The organism is Lutimaribacter marinistellae (assembly GCF_042648365.1).
Lineage (GTDB): Bacteria > Pseudomonadota > Alphaproteobacteria > Rhodobacterales > Rhodobacteraceae > Lutimaribacter_A > Lutimaribacter_A marinistellae.
This window is the reverse complement of sequence record NZ_JBHRXI010000049.1, coordinates 476,345-487,760: the sequence shown is the minus strand read 5'-3', so window position 1 is coordinate 487,760 and position 11,416 is coordinate 476,345. Positions and strand designations below refer to the sequence as shown.

Genomic DNA, 11,416 nt, shown 5'->3' with positions numbered 1-11,416 from the left:
GGCAGCACAGCGGGCAGCTTCGACGTGTCCGTGGAAGAAGACACAAGCCAGGACGCCGAAACCGATCACCTCCCCGAAACCATCGACTATTTCGCCTTCAACACGAGCGGCGTCGTGGGGGCCTATGATTACGATTTGTTCGCGTGAGGGGGGGTAAGATCGCAGGGTTTGATCGGGTGAACACTTCGCAGGAACGGAAAGAAGCACTATCCGGCAAGTTCACCACGGCAGCGCCCAAAATTCGCCATCGAGGTCAACGAAGCTAAGTCTGTCTGCCGTAAAGAGTGTCATTGGTAATCAAGATTGACGAGGTTTCGGCCTCGTCTTTTCTTGAGCGGGCCGAGGAGTAGGCCGCTCCTGCCCAGTGGTTTCTGGCAGCGGTCTGGCCGACCGAGTTCTAGCCAGCCCCAGTGCAGGCCTCGGTCTGCAGCAGTCTTTCTTTCATGCAATGCTGACTTACAGATCTGTTTGCGAATCCTGACCTTACACGAAGCAACACGATGGTCCTTGCAGTCGCCTGCTAAACGCCCTGAGTGACTTCGCAATTCGCCAGTTAGGATCTGTCACAAGATGCGAGCCAAGGTCTCAGCTGAGGTGCGTCTTGCTCGCTACCTGTAAAGCGCGGCATAGCGCGGTGCGAAGAACTTCGTGAACTCTTTGACCTCAGGCCGACGATACGCTTCCGGAGAGATTAGCATTAAATGTGGTGCCGAGAGTTCGCTGATTTCATCGAAACATCGAATGAACGTATCGTCCGTCTCAACCAGCTTCACGTTGTTGATCCCGAGACCGTGCCCGGATCGGATTGCGGCGTTCATAAGCTCCAGTTCGGTGAATGACATGACGATCTGTTCTTCTGCAACGTGACTGAGGAGCCATTTGTGGAACACGTTCGGCACATCGTCTCGCTGAAAGGTCACAAATCGGTGCCCAAACAGATCATCTGGTGAACTCGGCAAACCATACTTGTCGGCATAGCTTGGACTGCCGAACAACGACCAGCGTGCCGTGCTGATCTTCCGGCAGATGAGGTTTGGGTCCGGGTCTGTTCTTGCCAGACGCAACGCAATGTCTGCTTCTCCGGCGGTCAGATCCAAGGCACGAACGCTAGGAATGAACTCAAACGCGACGTCCGGGTTCCTGGCGGAGAACTCGTTCACGATCCCGACCATACTTGTAGAAAAGTTGGCCAAATACGCCGTGATGCGGATGGGCTTACACGCCGTGATGTCCTTTGCGCAGTATGCGAATTCAAGGATCGACGTCTCGATGCTTTCGGCAATCGGCAGGAGCCTGAGGGCTTCTCGGGTTGGTTTGAAACCGCGTGTATCGCGTTCAAAAAGCGTCAACCCGATTTCGTTTTCCAAAATGTCGATACGCCGGGCAACCGTAGGTTGGGCAACTTGAAGTTTCCGGGAGGCCGCAAGCGTGGAGCCCTCTCTGACCACAGCGAGGAACACACGAATATCCGACCAGTTTCGGAACTCGCTCTGCATTTTTGTAGAACAGCACAAAATCACGATGGATACCAGATGAACGGATGTTGAGGCTACGCTTGGTTCAACGGGCAAACAATGAAAGGGCCACGCAATGACTTCCCATACCATTGTACCCAGTATCTGGGCATCGTTTGGCAACCTGCTGGGTGGACTTGTACGAGACCGCGCACACAGGTTGAAATCAAAGTCGTCTTTCGATGATCATCGCGCTGAACGCGACTTCATCAATGATATCATCTGGAGCAATCCGGATGCGTATTCTAGCGAACTCGATGTGCAGAACATGCTGAACCTCTATCCCGGCAAGTTCTGATCGGGCAATGACTTCAGATCGGCTCGGGCAAAACTGACCAAAGCGGACGTCTTCCGGAACGGTCCAAGCTCGGCACCACGCAATCAGCGCCGGCTGACCTCTCGGAGACGAAGGACCAGACTGTATGCATTCCTGACGATGGGTTTCTCACAATGAACGTCCTCTCTAGTGACCGCAGCCGGAATGCCCCCACTGAATTGGTCCACCAACTGTGGTAGTTTTGCCCCGTTGATTGGAGGTTTAAGGGATGGCTGGGAAGCGAGAGATGCCTGAAGATATCGTCATGAAGCTGCGGCAAGTCGAAGTGCTGCAGGTCCAGAGCCTGAGCATTGCGGAGGCGGCACACCAGATCGGCATGATGCAGCAGACATACGACAGTACGGCGGGATGAACCGAGATCATTTCAAGCGCCTGAACGAGCTAGAGAAAGGAAATGCCCGGCTTAGGCGTGCGGTCTCCGATCTTACCCTTCGACCCGATGGACGTGCTGGTGGGCGAGACGAACGTGCTGGAATTCCGCGAGGCCATCACCCCCAACTTCACATGGGCCATTACCGAGTTCGAAACATCGGCGACGAAAGTCTGAGTTGACGGACCTGATCCGCCGAAGCGCCCCTTGGGCGCCAAAACTGCGCGACGGCGTCAGGCCAGCCGGCCATAGAACGTCATTCGGGCACTTTCAGACAGTTCAACACCTGGCTGCGAATTGTAAGCCAGCACGGCGAGCATCCGTGTCTTGTCACTCTCGTTCGGAGAGACGCGGTGAAGGGAATCGCGGCCGCGAAAAAGCACAAGTGTTCCCGGCGTGATGTCGAGCATCTTTGGGCGCAAAGTGCCATCCAGAACGGCGGCGACGCCGTCGTAATTCATGTCGCCAGCGTCCGCGTCCCGCAGATCCTTGACATACTCGAAATGACTGCCTTGGTCGGGTTTCTGTATCAATAACGTGATGGCGAAGGAAGAGTTGTCGAAGTGCCAGCCGAGTTCCTGCCCGCGGTTCGCATAATGGATGTTGATCGACGAAAGCGGGTCCGCGTAGGGGTGCAACTCGGTCTCGCCCGTGGCCTGCTTGATGAAGTCGCGAAAGGCCGGGTGGTTGTACAGGATGCGCAGAGGGGAAGCGATTGATACCATGTCGTCGCAAATGCATCCCTTGGACGATTCCACCTTTTGATTGGCCGGATGGGAGTCGCCAAAGTCTGGATTCGGCGGCGTGAGGTAAACCGAATGGCTCTGCGTGCAGAAATAGGCGCGTCCTTGCCCCGCCGCGGCCTCGCTTTGCATCATGGCAAGCGCATGTGGTCGGATGAAACCCTCAAGCACCAGAACTCCGGCGTCATCCAGCGACAATTTCGCCTCTTCTCCGAAATCCGCATTCCCGACGGGGTAACGCTCGATGTCGATGATGTCTGCGATTTCCATGATCCCAGCCTGTGCAACTATGCTTCGGACGGGTCGATTAAACCGCTTCCTAAGATTTGCGAAAAGCTGTTTTTGTCTTGCTGTGCATCGTCCAGGTACGTCGGGTATCTTCCTGAGCTGCGCGGAGCATCGTTATCAAGTCATCCAAGTAAACCACAAAAGCGCGGAACGGGTTTGAGCGCTACCGAAATCCGCTTTGAAGCCGACCAAGACCTCAAGCCTGGGATTCAAACACCTTTTCAGTCGGATCCTGCATCTTGACGGACCAAAGCTTGATGTTGCTTTGTTTCCCGCGTGCGCTGTAATCTGTCATGCGCCGAAGGCCGTGTTGCAAGCCCGACGGCAAGCCATTCCGGACTCCTTCAGAAATGACGATCGCAATGTCGAACTCTCGTGCTGCATTCTCGATGCGGGCAACGGTATTCATGGTGTCACCCAACAGCGCTATTTCCTTTTTCCACGCACCGACTTCTCCCGCGGCCACGGGACCACAATGAATGGCGATCCGCATGCGCATCGCCTGATCGTAGCGCGCCAGGTAGTCTTTGCTATGCTCTGCCAGTGTCTGAACCATGCCTTTGGCACAGTCCACGCTGCGAGAGAAATTGCGTTGATCGGTCATCGGCCAAGTGATGATCACCGCGTCCCCGACATAGCGGTGCACTTCGCCGCCATTCTTGTCGATCGGCGCGGACAGGTCATATGCGACATCCCCCAGAAGTTCATGAAACCGAATGTCTCCCAGTCTTTCGGCGAGTGCGGTTGAACCGATGAGGTCTGCGAACATGACGATACGGTTTTCAAGACGCGGCCGCCTGTAGGCTCCTGTGAATATCGAAGCGGTCGCTTCTCGGCCGAGCAACTGTATCAGCTCGACGGATGTTGAGATGATGGTGGCAATCCCTGCTGACAGCCAGAAATTGAAAAGAAAATCCGGGTCAGTCCATGCTTGCGTGCCTAGGAGCAAGATAACTGGCGTCGAGAGGCTAGTGAAAATGATGAGCCCGTAAATCATCGCCCTGAGGGCCACGACCGCGATCATCGGAACTTGTCGAAGCCAGCGGTAAGATCGGTTCGAGAAGAATGTGATTTCGACGACAGTACAGCCAAGACCGATCAGCGCGCCGCTTAGTCCGCTTACCACGATGCTGATCGTGTCGAGCGATCCGTTTGATTGTAGAACCGGAATTGCGGCTCCGACCAGAGATGAAATCAGCGTGACTTTCGCAAGGAAGGTCGTAGTCGCGGCCATGTTCGCGCCGCCTCCATGTCCGGGTGTTTTGTTCACATTAACGTTCATGCGGGCATGCAAACCGCGACATTGTCGTTCATTTCTGGAGGTGCGGCCGATGGAGCTTTTCGGCTTCGCAATCCCGCGAGCCTGCGGTTGCCAGAACAGGCTGCCGTATGGTGTGAAAAGGGCCGCTTTCGCGGCCCTTGCACTGTATCAATCCATCGCCTTGAAGTGGAACTCTCCGCCTTCTTTGAGGCCCGAGGGCCAGCGCGACGTGATGGTCTTGGTCCGCGTGTAGAATTTGAACGCGTCCGGCCCGTGCTGGTTGAGGTCGCCAAAGGCCGATTTCTTCCACCCGCCAAAGGTATGATAGGCGAGCGGCACCGGGATCGGGACGTTGATGCCGATCATACCGATATTGATACGGTTCGCGAAATCGCGCGCGGTATCGCCGTCGCGAGTAAAGATCGCGGTGCCGTTTCCGTACTCATGGTCCATCGCGTAACCCAGAGCTTCCTCATAGGTCTTGGCGCGTACTGTCGACAGGACGGGGCCGAAGATCTCTTTCTTGTAGATGTCCATCTCGGGCGTCACGTTGTCAAAGAGATGCGGACCGACAAAGAAGCCGTCCTCGTAGCCCTGAAGGTTGAAGTCGCGGCCATCGACGACCAGCTTGGCGCCCTGTTCCACGCCGGATTCGACAAGGCGCAGGATGTTTTCCTTGGCCGCTGCCGTCACGACCGGGCCGTAATCCACGTCATCGCCAGCCGTGTAGGGGCCGACCTTGAGCTTTTCGATGCGCGGCACCAGCTTTTCGATCAGGCGATCGGCGGTCTCGTCACCGACCGGAACGGCGACCGAGATCGCCATGCAGCGTTCGCCCGCCGCACCGTAGCCTGCACCGACCAGCGCGTCGGCGGCCTGGTCCATATCGGCGTCGGGCATGACGATCATGTGGTTCTTTGCGCCGCCAAAGCACTGCACGCGCTTTCCGTTCGAGCAGCCGCGACCATAGATATATTCGGCGATCGGGGTGGAGCCCACGAAACCGATCGACTGGATCACCGGATGGTCAAGGATGGCGTCCACGGCCTCCTTGTCGCCGTTGACGACCTGAAGGATACCCTTGGGCAGTCCGGCCTCTTCGAGCAGTTCGGCCAGCATCAGCGGGACCGAAGGGTCGCGCTCGGACGGCTTGAGGATGAAGGCGTTGCCGCAGGCAATCGCGGGCGCGAACATCCACATCGGGATCATGGCGGGGAAGTTGAAGGGCGTGATGCCCGCGGTGACACCCAGCGGCTGGCGCATGGAATACATGTCGATGCCGGGGCCAGCGCTGTCGGTGAATTCACCTTTCAGCATCTGCGGTGCGCCGATGCAGTATTCGACCACTTCCAGCCCGCGCTGCACGTCGCCCTTTGCATCGGGAACGGTCTTGCCGTGCTCGCGGCTCAGCGCTTCGGCCAGCTTGTCCATGTCGCGGTTAAGCAAATCGACGAATTTCATCAGCACACGCGCGCGGCGTTGGGGGTTGGTGGCGCCCCAAGCGGGCTGCGCAGCGGCGGCGATTTCGACGGCCTTGTTCAGCTCTTCGGCAGAGGCGAGCGGGCAGCGTGCCTGAACCTCGCCGGTGGCGGGGTTGAAGACATCCGAGAACCGGCCCGAGCTGCCCTTGGCATGTGCGCCGTCGATGTAATGCGTAAGTTCTTGCATCCGAACTCCTCCTGAATTGATCGCGCGGAGGATAGGCTTGCAAAAATCCCCTGAACAGAGGCAATGTTCCAAAGGGGTTTTGCAAGAAAAAGGGTATTGGGATGGATCCGAACTGGGACGACATGCGCGTATTCCTGTCGGTCGCGCGCGAAGAGAGCCTTTCGGGGGCAGGGCGGCTGCTGAAACTGGACCCTGCCACGGTGGGGCGGCGCATCTCGCGGCTGGAGGCGGCACTGGAGGCACCGCTGTTCGTCAAGTCGCCGCAGGGCTATACCCTGACCGCCGCAGGTGAGCGCCTGTTGGCGCACGGAGAGCAGGCCGAGGAGGCGATGCGCGCCGCGACCGAGGCGATGACCGGTCCCGCCGAGACGCTGTCAGGCACTATCCGGATTGGTGCACCTGACGGCTGCGCGAATTTCATCCTGCCACAGGTGGCCTCCCGTATCGCGTCAGAGAACCCCGACCTCGACATCCAGATCCTTGCCTTGCCGCGGGTCATCAACCTGTCGCGACGCGAGGCGGATATCGCCATCACCGTCAGCCCGCCGACCGCTGGGCAGCTTCTGGTGCAGAAAATCTGCGATTACGGCCTGTCTTTGATGGCGACGCGGCGCTACCTGCGGAAGAACCCCGAGATCACTTCGGTTGCCGACCTGCGTGACCATAGGCTGATCGGTTACATTCCCGACATGATCTTTGATCGCGAATTGGACTACCTTGCCGATTTGGGAATCGAACGGGTACAACTCGCTTCGAACTCGGTCGCCGTGCAGCGCCATCTTGTGTCGCAGTCGAGCGCCTTGGGTATCGTGCATGACTTCATCATGGCCTTTGACCGCCGTTTGGAAAAGGTGTTGGCCGACCAGATCAGCCTGACCCGCAGTTTCTTTCTGGTGCGACATCAGGGGGACCAGCGAAGCGAACGACTGAACCGGCTGGCCGATCTGCTGAGCCAGGGCATCCGCGAGGAGGTCGCGCGGCTCTCGGCTCCGGCTTGACACAAGGGGACATTGCGGCAACGCTTTGTAATACAGGATATTCTTTCGGAGGTGCGCAGATGCTGGTCCAGGCCATTCTCAAATCGAAGGCGACCGAGGGCGTGGTCACGGCAAGTTCGTTGTCCACCGTTGCCGAGGCCGCAAGCCTGATGGCCGAGAACCGGATCGGAACGGTGGTCATCTCGGATGATGCAGGTCACAGTGCGGCCGGTATCCTGTCTGAACGCGACATTGTGCGGGAACTGGCCAAGACCGGCGGAAGCTGTCTGAGCAAGCAGGTCAGCGAGTACATGACCCGTGACCTTGTCACCTGCACCCGCCAGATGAGCGTCGAGGAAGTGATGACCCGCATGACCGAGGGCCGGTTTCGCCACATGCCCGTGGTCGAGGACGGGCAGTTGATCGGCATCGTCACGCTGGGCGACGTTGTAAAGGCGCAGCTGACCGAACTGGCAATGGAGAAGGACGCGCTGGAAGGGATGATCAAGGGCTTCTGATCAAAGCCTTTCCACAGAGTCTGCCAAGCTGTCTTGCCCGACGTACTGCGGCGAGAATTCATTACGAAGAATCCTCCACCTGTGCCAAGCTGATATGGTCAGGATCCCGGGCGATTGCCGGCTCCTGAACTTGCAGCTTTTTTTCGTGAGATAGAGAAACTGGGAGGAGAAATGAGAGCTTTCAAATCAATCGCTTTCGCTTCTGCGATGTCGATCTTTGCTTCGTCGACAATGGCACAAGACAGCCCGCCGAATGTCCTGATCATCTGGGGTGACGATGTCGGCTATTGGAATATCAGCGCCTACAACCAGGGCATGATGGGTTACGAGACTCCCAATATCGACCGGATCGCCAGCGAGGGCATGCTGTTCACGCATGCGTATGGAGAGCAATCCTGCACGGCAGGGCGCGCATCCTTCATCACCGGGCAATCAGGCTTCAGGACCGGGCTTCTGAAAGTGGGTCTGCCAGGCGCGCCGGAAGGCATGTCGGAAAAGGATCCGACCATCGCCGAGTACATGAAGTCGAAAGGCTACATGACAGCGCAATATGGCAAGAACCATCTCGGCGACAGGGATGAGCATCTGCCGACCAACCATGGATTCGACGAGTTCTTTGGCAATCTTTACCACTTGAACGCCGAAGAAGAGCCGGAGAACGTCGACTATCCGCAAGACCCTGAGTTCCGGGAGAATTTCGGCCCGCGCGGTGTCATCCGGTCCTCGGCGGATGGGCAGATCGAGGATACCGGCCCGCTGACGAAAAAGCGGATGGAGACAATCGACGAAGAAGTAACCGCCGGTGCGCTCGACTTCATGGATCGGGCAGTGGAGCAGGAGAAACCTTTTTTTCTGTGGTACAATACGACGCGGATGCACATCCATACCCGCCTCAAGGCCGAAAGCCAGGGCGTAACTGGCCTGGGCGTCTATCCTGACGGGATGGTCGAACATGACGGCATGGTCGGGCAGATGCTGGACAAGCTTGAAGAGCTGGGCATCGCCGAGAACACGGTGGTCATGTATTCGACCGACAATGGCGCCGAGGTTTTCTCGTGGCCCGATGGCGGCACGACACCGTTCCGCGGTGAAAAGAACGACAATTGGGAAGGTGGTTTCCGTGTCCCACTGGTCGTCAAATGGCCCGGCGTCATCGAGCCCGGGCGCAGGTCGAACCAGATCATCAGCCATCTGGACTGGTTTCCGACACTGATGTCGGCGCTTGGCGATAGCGATATGAAGGAGCGGATGCTGACCGAGGCGCCGTTCGGAGAAGCGAACGAACCGGTTCATCTCGACGGTTACGACTTCATGCCGTATTTCCGCGGCGAGACCGACGAAGGACCACGTCGGGAGTTCCTGTATTTCTCAGATGGCGGCGACCTGATGAACCTGCGTTACAATCGCTGGAAGGTCGTTTTCGCCGAGCAACGGGCACACGGGTTCGATGTCTGGCAGGAGCCGCTGACATTCCTGCGGCTGCCAAAGATCATCGATCTCTACTCCGACCCGTTCGAGCGGGCCGAGCACGAGTCGATCGGGTATTCGAGATGGCGGCTTGACCGGACCTTCCTGCTGGTGCCGGCACAAGCCTTCGTGGCGCAATTCCTCTCGACATTCGAGGAGTACCCGCCGCGGCAGAAACCCGCGAGCTTCTCGATCGACCAGGTGCTGGAAAGCCTGCAGCGGAACCAGGGCGGATGACGTGACCACCCTCTGAGCAAGTTACCGGGGCGACCGCTGCTGGCGGTCGTCTCTTTTTGCTGCCCTGTGATCCTGACGGTCGCGTATCACTGCCTCACATCTGGTCTGCTTCAACCTATTGGCCGTCCAAAGCCAGGTTTGCCTTCTCGTTTCGTTTCAACAGGTCCGCGAGCGTCGCAGCACTTGCGCAATCCTCACGGATGTGTTTGCTAGCGCGGAACGATTGTTGCGCAGGAGGCCGCCATGCGGGTGGGTTTGTATCCCGGGACCTTCGACCCCATCACGCTGGGGCATATCGATATCATCCGGCGCGCATCGGCGTTGGTCGACAAGCTGGTGATCGGGGTCGCGATCAATCGGGACAAGGGACCGTTGTTTTCGCTGGAAGAACGGGTCTCGATGATCGAGCAGGAATGCGCCGCGCTTTCCGAACAGACCGGCACCGAGATTGTTGCCCATCCGTTTGAGAACCTGCTGATCAACTGTGCCCATGACGTCGGCGCCCAGATCATCGTACGAGGGCTGCGGGCCGTCGCGGATTTCGAGTACGAGTTCCAGATGGTGGGCATGAACCGCGCGCTCGACGACTCGATCGAAACGGTGTTCCTGATGGCCGAAGCGCGCCATCAAGCCATTGCGTCGAAACTGGTCAAGGAAATCGCGCGGTTGCATGGCGATGTGTCGAAATTCGTCACCCCGCCAGTAAACGCCGCGTTGATCGAACGGCTTGGCGCACCGGAACGCTAAGGGCGCTGCGAGGGCGGCTGGGCCTGTCCCAGACGCCCGCCGGGATGAGGGTCAACGCCAGAAGGCGAGATACTCCACCAGTGCATCGAGCTTCTTTGCGAGGAAGATGAGGTGCTCTGTCCCGTAGAGGAGTACATCGACGAGAATCGCGCCGAGGATAAGAGCGCCCAGCCAGAGCGCGATCTTGTTGGTCATTGCGGTCCCCGAACGATTACGCCCGCCCAGATAAGCCGAGCGGGCGTTGTATCTCAAGGGGTTGGGCGAAAGTTCAGCCCAGCTTGCCCATGGCGACGGCCACATCTGCCATGCGGACCGAAAAACCCCATTCATTGTCGTACCAGCCCAGGACGCGCACCATCCGGCCCTCGACCACGCGGGTCTGGTCAGGCGCAAAGATGCAGCTTTCTTCGGTATGGTTGAAATCGGTCGAGACCAGCGGCGCGGGTTCATAGCCCAGAACGCCCTTCATCGCGCCTTCGGCCGCTTCCTTCATCACGGCATTCACCTCTTCCGCGGTCACATCGCGTGCGGCGCGGAAAGTGAGGTCGACCGCCGAGACATTCGGCGTGGGGACACGCATGGCCGAGCCGTCGAGGCGGCCCTTGAGACGGGGCAGGACCTCTCCCAGCGCCTTGGCTGCTCCGGTCGAAGTGGGAATGATCGACATGGCCGCCGCGCGCGCGCGATAGAGATCGGAATGGCGGCGGTCCAGCGTCGGTTGGTCACCGGTATAGGCATGGATCGTTGTCATAAGTCCGTGTTCGATGCCGATGGTCTCATCCAGAACCTTGGCCATGGGGGCAAGGCAGTTGGTGGTGCAGGACCCATTCGAGATCATGCGATCTTTGGCGGTCAACTGGTCGTCGTTGACGCCAAAGACGATGGTCTTGTCGACATTCTTGCCCGGCGCCGACAACAGAACCTTTTTTGCTCCACGGTCAAGATGCGCGTTGGCCTTCAGCCCGTCGTTGAACTTGCCGGTGCATTCCAGAACGACATCGCAGCCGTCCCAGTCGAGCTCTGACATGTCATATGTCGAATACATCTGTATGTCGCCACGGCCGAGGTTCATCGTGCCATCGCCCAGAGTGACCTCTCCGGGGAAACGGCCATGGACACTGTCATATTTCAGAAGGTGAGCGGCGGTCTCCAGCGGGCCCGTCGCATTGACCTTGATCACCTCGATATCGTCGCGCCCGGAAGCGGCGATATGGGACAGGGTACAACGACCGATCCGGCCAAAACCGTTGATGCCAACCTTGATGGACATGACAGGGACTCCGCAGACA

13 protein-coding genes are annotated in these 11,416 nt (G+C 58.3%); 7 read left to right on the top strand and 6 right to left on the bottom strand.

The window, feature by feature from the left end; translation table 11 throughout:
• Positions 1–608 precede the first annotated feature (608 nt).
• A complete protein-coding gene (locus ACFORG_RS23665; protein WP_386738074.1) occupies positions 609–1,496 on the bottom strand; it encodes a LysR family transcriptional regulator in 888 nt (295 codons plus the stop codon).
• A 94-nt stretch (positions 1,497–1,590) separates the two neighbouring features.
• On the opposite strand from ACFORG_RS23665, the gene ACFORG_RS23660 reads away from it, so the two are divergent.
• The 3 genes from ACFORG_RS23660 (at position 1,591) to ACFORG_RS23650 (ending at position 2,398) form a co-directional block, all read left to right on the top strand.
• On the top strand, positions 1,591–1,812 hold the full coding sequence (locus ACFORG_RS23660; RefSeq protein WP_386738073.1) for a hypothetical protein: 222 nt from the start codon (positions 1,591–1,593) through the stop codon (positions 1,810–1,812).
• A 265-nt stretch (positions 1,813–2,077) separates the two neighbouring features.
• Positions 2,078–2,203: a hypothetical protein gene (locus ACFORG_RS23655; protein ID WP_386738072.1), complete on the top strand. Its 126-nt coding sequence runs from the start codon at positions 2,078–2,080 to the stop codon at positions 2,201–2,203.
• 42 nt (positions 2,204–2,245) lie between these two features.
• The gene (locus tag ACFORG_RS23650) at positions 2,246–2,398 is read left to right on the top strand and encodes a hypothetical protein (protein ID WP_386738071.1); all 153 of its coding nucleotides are present in this window, start codon (positions 2,246–2,248) and stop codon (positions 2,396–2,398) included.
• 56 nt (positions 2,399–2,454) lie between these two features.
• On the opposite strand, the gene ACFORG_RS23645 is transcribed toward ACFORG_RS23650, so the two are convergent.
• From ACFORG_RS23645 to ACFORG_RS23635, 3 genes are all read right to left on the bottom strand, one after another.
• Positions 2,455–3,234 (bottom strand): HalD/BesD family halogenase, encoded by a 780-nt coding sequence (locus tag ACFORG_RS23645; RefSeq protein WP_386738070.1) that lies wholly within the window; start codon positions 3,232–3,234, stop codon positions 2,455–2,457.
• A 214-nt stretch (positions 3,235–3,448) separates the two neighbouring features.
• Positions 3,449–4,486 (bottom strand): adenylate/guanylate cyclase domain-containing protein, encoded by a 1,038-nt coding sequence (locus ACFORG_RS23640; RefSeq protein ID WP_386738069.1) that lies wholly within the window; start codon positions 4,484–4,486, stop codon positions 3,449–3,451.
• A 195-nt stretch (positions 4,487–4,681) separates the two neighbouring features.
• Positions 4,682–6,181 (bottom strand): CoA-acylating methylmalonate-semialdehyde dehydrogenase, encoded by a 1,500-nt coding sequence (locus ACFORG_RS23635; protein ID WP_386738068.1) that lies wholly within the window; start codon positions 6,179–6,181, stop codon positions 4,682–4,684.
• 101 nt (positions 6,182–6,282) lie between these two features.
• Here ACFORG_RS23635 and ACFORG_RS23630 point away from each other — a divergent pair, with 101 nt between their 5' ends.
• The 4 genes from ACFORG_RS23630 to coaD all read left to right on the top strand — a co-directional run bounded on the left by ACFORG_RS23630 (position 6,283) and on the right by coaD (position 10,127).
• Positions 6,283–7,179 (top strand): LysR family transcriptional regulator, encoded by an 897-nt coding sequence (locus tag ACFORG_RS23630; RefSeq protein WP_386738067.1) that lies wholly within the window; start codon positions 6,283–6,285, stop codon positions 7,177–7,179.
• A gap of 59 nt (positions 7,180–7,238) precedes the next feature.
• A complete protein-coding gene (locus ACFORG_RS23625) occupies positions 7,239–7,676 on the top strand; it encodes a CBS domain-containing protein (protein WP_386738066.1) in 438 nt (145 codons plus the stop codon).
• A gap of 171 nt (positions 7,677–7,847) precedes the next feature.
• The gene (locus ACFORG_RS23620; protein WP_386738065.1) at positions 7,848–9,380 is read left to right on the top strand and encodes an arylsulfatase; all 1,533 of its coding nucleotides are present in this window, start codon (positions 7,848–7,850) and stop codon (positions 9,378–9,380) included.
• 243 nt (positions 9,381–9,623) lie between these two features.
• Positions 9,624–10,127: a pantetheine-phosphate adenylyltransferase gene (coaD, locus tag ACFORG_RS23615; RefSeq protein WP_386738064.1), complete on the top strand. Its 504-nt coding sequence runs from the start codon at positions 9,624–9,626 to the stop codon at positions 10,125–10,127.
• Between the two features lie 51 nt (positions 10,128–10,178).
• Here the strand turns inward: coaD and ACFORG_RS23610 are convergent, their stop codons facing one another.
• Both ACFORG_RS23610 and gap read right to left on the bottom strand, forming a co-directional pair.
• Entirely contained in the window at positions 10,179–10,322 is a 144-nt protein-coding gene (locus ACFORG_RS23610; protein ID WP_386738063.1) for a hypothetical protein, read from the bottom strand.
• Positions 10,323–10,395: 73 nt separating this feature from the next.
• Positions 10,396–11,397, bottom strand: a complete 1,002-nt coding sequence (gene gap, locus ACFORG_RS23605; RefSeq protein WP_386738061.1) for a type I glyceraldehyde-3-phosphate dehydrogenase — start codon at positions 11,395–11,397, stop codon at positions 10,396–10,398.
• Positions 11,398–11,416: the final 19 nt, after the last annotated feature.

Coding starts and splice junctions, on each gene's coding strand:
- ACFORG_RS23610 (WP_386738063.1), bottom strand. CDS start 10,322: ATGACCAACAAGATCGCGCTCTGGCTGGGCGCTCTTATCCTCGGCGCG.
- ACFORG_RS23620 (WP_386738065.1), top strand. CDS start 7,848: ATGAGAGCTTTCAAATCAATCGCTTTCGCTTCTGCGATGTCGATCTTT.
- ACFORG_RS23645 (WP_386738070.1), bottom strand. CDS start 3,234: ATGGAAATCGCAGACATCATCGACATCGAGCGTTACCCCGTCGGGAAT.
- ACFORG_RS23665 (WP_386738074.1), bottom strand. CDS start 1,496: ATGCAGAGCGAGTTCCGAAACTGGTCGGATATTCGTGTGTTCCTCGCT.
- ACFORG_RS23655 (WP_386738072.1), top strand. CDS start 2,078: ATGCCTGAAGATATCGTCATGAAGCTGCGGCAAGTCGAAGTGCTGCAG.
- coaD (WP_386738064.1), top strand. CDS start 9,624: ATGCGGGTGGGTTTGTATCCCGGGACCTTCGACCCCATCACGCTGGGG.
- ACFORG_RS23625 (WP_386738066.1), top strand. CDS start 7,239: ATGCTGGTCCAGGCCATTCTCAAATCGAAGGCGACCGAGGGCGTGGTC.
- ACFORG_RS23660 (WP_386738073.1), top strand. CDS start 1,591: ATGACTTCCCATACCATTGTACCCAGTATCTGGGCATCGTTTGGCAAC.
- ACFORG_RS23635 (WP_386738068.1), bottom strand. CDS start 6,181: ATGCAAGAACTTACGCATTACATCGACGGCGCACATGCCAAGGGCAGC.
- gap (WP_386738061.1), bottom strand. CDS start 11,397: ATGTCCATCAAGGTTGGCATCAACGGTTTTGGCCGGATCGGTCGTTGT.
- ACFORG_RS23650 (WP_386738071.1), top strand. CDS start 2,246: ATGCCCGGCTTAGGCGTGCGGTCTCCGATCTTACCCTTCGACCCGATG.
- ACFORG_RS23640 (WP_386738069.1), bottom strand. CDS start 4,486: ATGGCCGCGACTACGACCTTCCTTGCGAAAGTCACGCTGATTTCATCT.
- ACFORG_RS23630 (WP_386738067.1), top strand. CDS start 6,283: ATGGATCCGAACTGGGACGACATGCGCGTATTCCTGTCGGTCGCGCGC.